Annotated in this window: 8 protein-coding genes; 1 reads left to right on the top strand and 7 read right to left on the bottom strand. The window is 33.1% G+C overall.

Features of this window, described 5'->3' with window-relative positions:
• Nucleotides 1-3: 3 nt before the first annotated feature.
• The 6 genes from ACKI67_RS09045 to ACKI67_RS09020 form a co-directional block, all read right to left on the bottom strand.
• Nucleotides 4-939, bottom strand: a complete 936-nt coding sequence (locus ACKI67_RS09045) for a deoxyhypusine synthase (protein ID WP_407463208.1) — start codon at nucleotides 937-939, stop codon at nucleotides 4-6.
• A 194-nt stretch (nucleotides 940-1,133) separates the two neighbouring features.
• Nucleotides 1,134-2,057: a CBS domain-containing protein gene (locus ACKI67_RS09040; protein ID WP_407463207.1), complete on the bottom strand. Its 924-nt coding sequence runs from the start codon at nucleotides 2,055-2,057 to the stop codon at nucleotides 1,134-1,136.
• A gap of 383 nt (nucleotides 2,058-2,440) precedes the next feature.
• Nucleotides 2,441-3,763: a UDP-glucose dehydrogenase family protein gene (locus ACKI67_RS09035; RefSeq protein WP_407463206.1), complete on the bottom strand. Its 1,323-nt coding sequence runs from the start codon at nucleotides 3,761-3,763 to the stop codon at nucleotides 2,441-2,443.
• A gap of 53 nt (nucleotides 3,764-3,816) precedes the next feature.
• Nucleotides 3,817-4,803, bottom strand: coding sequence for an ATP phosphoribosyltransferase (locus ACKI67_RS09030; RefSeq protein ID WP_407463205.1), 987 nt, complete (start codon nucleotides 4,801-4,803; stop codon nucleotides 3,817-3,819).
• Between the two features lie 205 nt (nucleotides 4,804-5,008).
• The gene (locus tag ACKI67_RS09025; protein WP_407463204.1) at nucleotides 5,009-5,467 is read right to left on the bottom strand and encodes a dCTP deaminase domain-containing protein; all 459 of its coding nucleotides are present in this window, start codon (nucleotides 5,465-5,467) and stop codon (nucleotides 5,009-5,011) included.
• Between the two features lie 17 nt (nucleotides 5,468-5,484).
• The gene (locus ACKI67_RS09020; protein WP_407463203.1) at nucleotides 5,485-6,582 is read right to left on the bottom strand and encodes a CapA family protein; all 1,098 of its coding nucleotides are present in this window, start codon (nucleotides 6,580-6,582) and stop codon (nucleotides 5,485-5,487) included.
• Nucleotides 6,583-6,783: 201 nt separating this feature from the next.
• Between ACKI67_RS09020 and dmpI the strand changes: the two genes are divergently transcribed.
• Nucleotides 6,784-6,972 carry a 4-oxalocrotonate tautomerase DmpI gene (dmpI, locus tag ACKI67_RS09015; RefSeq protein ID WP_407463202.1) on the top strand — a complete coding sequence of 63 codons (189 nt, stop codon included), beginning with the start codon at nucleotides 6,784-6,786 and terminating at the stop codon, nucleotides 6,970-6,972.
• 52 nt (nucleotides 6,973-7,024) lie between these two features.
• Here dmpI and ACKI67_RS09010 read toward each other — a convergent pair whose 3' ends face one another.
• Nucleotides 7,025-7,186: a hypothetical protein gene (locus tag ACKI67_RS09010; RefSeq protein WP_407463201.1), complete on the bottom strand. Its 162-nt coding sequence runs from the start codon at nucleotides 7,184-7,186 to the stop codon at nucleotides 7,025-7,027.
• Between the last annotated feature and the right edge of the window lie 97 nt (nucleotides 7,187-7,283).

The raw sequence follows: 7,283 nt of genomic DNA, 5'->3' as shown, positions 1-7,283 counted from the left end.
GAATCATTTTATTCTATTAAGAGCATCTGCAACTATCAATGGGAAAATGATAGTAACATCACCAATAACAGTCACCAAATTGGATCCATGCTTTGCCTTGGACCATGATTTTGCCTCTTCAAGAGGAGCACCACTTAAACTACCGGTTTCAGGCCTGTCCATGGTTATTTGAAGACCCGCATCTATGCCTCCCTTTAAAAGATTTGAAGCAAGGGTGTAATGCTTTGGAAGACCTCCACCTAACATTACAGCACCAATCTTTTCAGACTCAAATACAAGGTCTGACAAGTAATGCATGTCTCCTACTGCATCCACTACGAGAGTGTGGTCCTGTGTAAACATCCATAACTGAAGACCGAACATGCTGTCAATGAGTCCTGGAGCAAAGATTGAAACATCATTCAATGCAGCTTGCCTTAAGATGGAATTCTCATCATCAATCAATAATCCAACTTCCTTTAAAAGTCTTTGAATGGAAATTATACCATTGTCTTCATCATTATCCAAATCTTTGCTGATTTTCTCAAATATCTTGATGATTTCACTTTCAAAAACTTCAAAGTCATCTCCCTGAGTATAGACATCAGCTATTCTGCCGATTCCAGCATCATTAAGCTCTTCATCATTTGTACCTAAATCACGATAATGTCTGCCTCCAAAAGCTTCAAGAAGATCATGAGTGATGTTAGCACCACTGGTAATCAAAACCTTAATCCTTTTTTCTCGAATCAAATCAGCAACAATATTACGCATACCACCAGGAACCAATGGCCCTCCCAAACTCATGAATATGTCCATATCCTCATCATTGATCATATCTACAAGCAAATTGGAAGCTCTTGCAACTCTCCCAGCACCTAATACTCCTGATTCGTCAAACTGTTCAATCAATTCACTGACAGTCATGTCCTTTTTAATATTTAATTGTTTAACTTTCATACAATCCAAACTCAAATAGTAATTCTAAAAATAATTTAAAAATAATCTAAAAATAATCCAAATATAATTCTAAAAATGATTATCTAATAAAATATAGTACTTTAAAATAAATAAAGTTTAAGAAAAAATAGAAAAAATAGAAAAAATAAAAAAGAAGAGATAAAAAATAGAAAAAAATTATTTAATTTAATAATCTAAATCTCATCTTCCAAATCGTTTTCACCCAACAATGGGAAATTCTTTAGATTGGTAATTGTTTCAATCAAATCGGTACGTGTTACAACACCGATTGGAGTGTAGTCATCATCAACCACAATCAATCTGCTTATACCGAACTTATACATCTTATAGACAGCAGTGGCTATCATTGTATCCTTATCAATGAAGAACAAACGTTTGGACATTATATCCCTAACATCCTCATTTTCCTTACCTTCAGCCAATGCCTTTACAATATCCACAAGTGAAACCATACCAATAGCTACACCTTCAGTGATAACTGGAGCCCCATCAATATTGTTTGATGAAAGCAGACATGCAGCATCCTTAATTGAATCTCCAGGCTTTAAATAAATCAATTCCAAAGTGGCAATATCATAAACAGAGTTTTTAGGAATGCTTCTAATTGTGCTGATATCCAATAGAAGGATATTGTCCATATCATCTCGACCTACGATTTCACCAATAATTCCCAAATTATTGACAGGTGTAGGCCCTACACGAATAACATCCCCCAAGTGAAGATCCTTTATGCTTCCTAAAACCTTAATAACAGCTTCACATTCACCAGGGTGAGGCACGCTTGTAAACTCAATCTTTGCTACTGAAACATCCTCTAATTTTTTATTATCCTTATAGACAGGAACTTTAGCATTTCCATCTGTTACGGATATGTTTAAAGTATGATATGCTTCAATAGTAGGTTTATAACCTCCACGAGGCCCTGGAACTCCCTTTACAAGACTTAAACTCCTAAGGGATTGCATCTGATTTCTGATGGTACCAGGATTTCTGTTCATTACTTCAGCAATATCTTCCCCTTTAATGGACTTGCCATCAGAATTTTGATACAAATTGATTAAAGTCTGTAAGATTTCCTTTTGCACAGAAGTTAACATTTTAGACACCAAAACGAAAAATATCCATAATTTATTAGTAAAATACTTTACCTACTCAATTTAACGGTCCGTTTAAGAAAATATCATTACAAATTAAGTTTCATAATGATAAATTCAGATAAATTATAATGATTTATCATAATTTTTACTGTTATGTACTGATTTATACATCATATTATAAAAAGATATTGTTTTTTCATTAAAAATCGTTATAAATTAATAAAAAATAATGATAGATTATATGATGAATATGATAAATTATCGGATAATTTATAATTTATAATGACAAACTAAAATAAAAATGGAAAGAACAGCCAAAAGAAAGAATAAAAAAATAGATAAAAGTAAAAAAAGAGTAAAGAGATAAAATAAAAGAAAATTAATTAGCAACCGATTTGATACAATTCAAATCCTTGTTGTTCAATTCTCTTATCATAAATATTCCTTCCGTCAAAGATTATCTTATTATTTAGCTTTTGGGATAATCTCTCGAAATCAGGGTTTCTGAATTCTTTCCATTCAGTAACTAAAATCAATGCATCACAGCCTTCCAATGCATCATAACGACCATCAAAGAATTCGATGGAATCCAGATACTCATCACCAATTGCCTTTTTGAATTCATCAATCGCCTGAGGATCATAAACCTTGAGTTTAGCACCATTGTCAATAAGACCCTTTGCAACCACCAATGATGGAGCTTCCCTTACATCATCAGTACCTGGCTTGAATGAAAGTCCCCAAATACAGAAGGAAAGACCTGACAAATCTTTTCCGAACCTATTTACAACCTTATTAACCAATACTCTTTTTTGGTTATAGTTGACTGATTCCACTTGAGACAACAGCTCAGGAGTGTATCCATTGGATTCGGCAGTGTTTATCAATGCCTGAACATCCTTAGGGAAACAACTTCCACCGTATCCACATCCAGCATAGATGAAATCAAAGCCTATTCTTTTATCTGATCCAATTCCGACTCTAACATTTTTAATGTCAGCCCCGGTAACCTCACAAATATTTGCAACTTCATTCATGAATGAAATCTTTGTTGCGAGCATTGCATTTGCAACATATTTGGTCATTTCAGAACTTTTTATATCCATCAAAATAAATCTGTCATGATTGAATACAAAAGGAGAATATAAATTCTTCAATACATCAAATACCTCTTGCCTTTCAGCACCTATGACCACCCTATCAGGATGAAGACAGTCTTCAATAGCATGACCTTCCTTTAAAAATTCAGGATTAGATGCAATATCTATCTTTATAGAAGAGTTTTTTTCATTTAAAATATTTTCAATATGTTCCTTTACCTTAAATCCTGTACCTACAGGAACTGTGGATTTTATGACAACAAGTGAATCTTCAGTAATGTTGTTAGCAATATCTGAAGCTGCAGAAAATACATAATCCAAATTGGCACTGCCATCTTCAGACATAGGGGTTCCAACAGCTATAAATATGATTTTGGTCTTTTCCAAAGCCTCTTTGATATCAGCTGTAAAGTGCAAGTCTCCTCTTTTTTGGCTATCCCTAACTAAAGTATCAAGGTTTGGTTCAAAAATAGGCAACACATTATTCTTTAAGCCTTCAATCTTTTCCTCGTCAATATCTACACAATAGACATCATTACCCATTTTTGCAAAACAGGCCCCAGTTACAAGACCTACATAGCCAGTGCCGATTACAGTTATATTCATTCTAACACTCCAACCAATAATATCATTTCAACTAAAAATAAACAAATTTATAATTATATCACATACTGCTTTACATCGCTTCTGATAACAGAAGAAGCGCCTAATGCCTTAATTCCATCCAACATTTCAGGGAAATGATCCTTAGGAATCAAAACATTGATTTGAGAAAAGCTTGTACCTTGATTGACTGTAGGCTCTGCACTGCAGAACTTATTTTCAACAAGATAATTGGAAACCTTTTCTACGGAATCATTATCGATGTTGAATTTTACATCAAAGTATTTTCTTGCAGTTACAGCACCCAATAGCTGTTCATAAATCATCTTTGCCTTTTCCATCTTTTCATCGTCACAGCTTATGCCAGCATACAAACCTGCAGATGAATGCAAAATAGTTTCAAGTTCTTTAAGACCAGCTTTTCTTAAGCTGCTTCCAGTTTGAGTATTATCTACAATCAAATCTGCACCTTTTGCAATATAAACCTCTGTTGCACCATCTGAGTTGATTACCTGAACCTGCTTATTGTCTCCATCACGAAGTCCTCTGACTTGAACAAATGGAACAGCATCTCCCCAAATTTCCTGATAGACCTCATTTTGCATAATATGCTGTCTGGTTAAATTAGGATATTCAGTGAAACATAAAATTGGCTTATCCCTATCCTTATTTGCTCTAAAGAATTCAGATAAGTCATTATAAGGAGATTCCTTAGGAACAGCTACAATCAAACGGGTTTGACCATAGTTCAAATCTCCAATTTTTACAATATCATTGTCACTTAAAACTGATTCTTCCTTAACCCAATCTTCTCCTACAATAGCAATATCCACCATTCCTCTGTTCAATTCAACAGGAGTACTTTGTGGACGGGTCAAGTAAGCGACAATCTCTTCATCATTTAAAATATTGATTTCATAGGATTCGTTTCCAGGTTCGTATCCTCTTACTTCATAACCTGCATCTACAAATAATTGATAAGTGTTACCTCTATTTACATTATTTAAGCTTCCTTTTGGAAGTCCTATTGTTATTTCTACCATAATATCAACTAAAAATAATTATTTTTACTAATAAATCAATATTGAATATATTTTTATAAATATATAAAATTAATTAATTAAATTGATGGATTAATGGAAAAATAGATAAAAAAATTATAAAAAAGAATAGATTAAAAATGAAAAATAAAAAAAAGCCATCATTCAGAAGAAATAGTAAATAAAAAAAGAAAAAGAAAAAATTATATTATTCCTCTTCCTCTTGATAAGATCCATTATATTCTCCAGAACCTTCCACTGGGAATACAACAGCTTGAGCTATCCTATCACCAGACTTGATCTTATAATCAAATTCACCATGATTATAGATCATAAACATCAAGGTTCCATAGAATCCAGGGTCTCCCACAGCAGTTTGAACGGAAATGAAAGACCTGAGCAAAGTGGACCTTGGCAAATACAGCATTGTATAGCCCTTAGGAATCTTGACTTTACGCTTTATGGAAGCCAAATATGCTGTATGAGGCTTTAAAGTATAGATAGGACCTTCCAAAGCTTCAATTTCCGGAAGATTCTTTTCATTGTCAATCAATGAGCCTCCGGACTTTTGTACAAATATTTCATCAAGCTCTAAATCAATGCCTGAAGGCTGTACCAAGTCTTCAAAGTCTGGAAAAATCTTTTTCAATTCAGTTTCACCAAGCATAATATCACATAATTAATTTAACTAGTTTCATTGGTTATATTACCTAACTTAAATGTCAAGACACCTTGTCCTTCATCATTAACTTGCAATTCATCACATTGAGGATATAACTCATTTATCAAAGCCTTACCTGATTGGGAATCCATAAAGTGTGGCAAATAATTGGATAAGTAAGTAGGATAGAGTGTTACTGTACAATTTTCTTCAATCAAATCAAGATTCAAGAAATAAGACCTATGGGTAGCTGGATTTGATTGGTCAAATATGAAATTGCCTAAATTATAGAAGATAGGTTTTCCATTGTACATCTCCACACCTTGAGTAACGTGAGTGTGGGAACCGATGACAATATCTGCACCATCATTAATCAATTCATGGGATATCTTGACCTGATTTTCATTGGGACTTCTGCTATACTCGTTTCCGTAATGCAAGTAAGCTATAATGATGCTTGAACCGTTTTCATGAGCTTCCTGAACTTGTCTTTGGGCAAGTTCAGTATCATATGCAGAATATCCGGAAGAATTGCTTGTTGCAGGGTCCATCACTCCCCTATATTCCTGGAAGTTGTCTGCATCCATATAATTCAGTATTGTGACCTTCCTATCACCTGATTCAATAGTGACAGGCTTTGTTGCCTCAGCAGCATTAATTCCTGCTCCCATCACATAGATTCCAGCATCCTTCAAGTTCTTTATGCTTTCATTCAAACCTGTTTCCCCATAATCCAAAGCATGGTTATTGGCTTGTGATGCTACAACATTATCATTTGCATTTGCCAAAAGGTAAGTGTATTTAGGATTTGCCTTCAATGGAACATCCCCTTTCACAGCATATGAAGATGTTGTAACAGGGTTTTCAAAGTTTACAAGCAGTATGTCTGCATTTTTGGTTACATTTTCAACAAATCTGAAAGGGCTTGCACCGGAATCCAAGACTGCAGGCATCTTACGGCCAAACATCACATCTCCAGTTACGGAAATGGATACATCATCATGACCTAAATCATAACTTGAGCCATCATCCAGTGTGATTAGAATCTTTCCACATACGGCTATAGCCAAAAGAATGAGAAAAATTGTAATCAAAATTCTAAAAAACCGTTTCTTATTCATTTTATCACAAATAATAGTTTTTAATTAAATTCTATTATGTAATTTTTACATATAAATATTTTTATGGAATTGAATTAATTATCATTTTATCGAGCGAACTAATATTAAATAATATTTTTATGGAAATTGAATTAATTCAATTAAGAAAAGTGATTTATAAGAAAAAGGATAAATTAAAAATTACAATTAAGAGGTGATATAATGCCTGTAGTAACAATCGTTGGAAATCCAAATATTAGTGTAGAAAATAGAAGAGAAATGGTGAAAAAAGTTAGTGAAACTGTAGCTGAAGCATATGGTTTGCCAATAGAAGCAATTACTGTTTTAGTAGAAGCTTTACCTCCTGAAAGCATTGGAGTTGCTGGTGAACTATTAATTGATAGAAAATAATTAAATTTCTATCATTCATTTCTTTTTTTATACAAAATTATTCTTAAAAAAATCAAAGTAAATTTTCTAAAAACTCTTTTTCAAAATTCAAATATTCATTCAACAAATTTTTAAATTTTTCATTATCATCAGTCTGTGCAAGATCTAATGAAAGCATATTTTTTATGTTGTTAACATTTGTTTGAATTGGAACCCTATACTGATTCAATACCATCCCAGGTAAGTGCCCCCTATTTTCACCTATTCATTGTATGAAAATATTTTTTGAATCAATAAATTCTTCATCATGAAGCAAATTTTCAAAATTCATA

Origin of the sequence: Methanobrevibacter sp. (genome assembly GCF_045577275.1) — an archaeon.
GTDB lineage: Archaea > Methanobacteriota > Methanobacteria > Methanobacteriales > Methanobacteriaceae > Methanobrevibacter.
Note: the sequence above shows the minus strand (reverse complement) of the source record. Positions and strands in the feature narration are given on the sequence as shown.